Source organism: Pseudomonas sp. AC463 (assembly GCF_979253585.1).
Window position 1 is genome coordinate 1 of record NZ_CEEDDZ010001281.1, and the last position, 229, is coordinate 229.

General features: G+C 67.7%; 1 protein-coding gene. It reads left to right on the top strand.

Features of this window, described 5'->3' with window-relative positions; genetic code table 11:
* On the top strand, positions 1-229 hold a 229-nt coding region (locus AC0IYH_RS34430), incomplete at both ends, for a hypothetical protein (protein WP_471838995.1).

The following is a 229-nucleotide window of genomic DNA, read 5'->3' on the forward strand; positions in this document are numbered from 1 at the left end:
CTTCTGGTGGCTGCGGCAGGTGTTCGCCACCGGCACCGCGCGGGCGCTGCTGGAGATGCTGTTCGGGGCGGGCATGGTGATCCTGACCGATCGGACGGCGGGGCAGGTGGGCGAAAGTTTGGTGGTACGCCGCTACGTCCGGCGCAATCTGGTGCTGCTGGCGTTCGGCATCGTGCACATGCTGGTGCTGCTGTGGCCGGGGGATATCCTGCACAGCTATGCGCTGGCG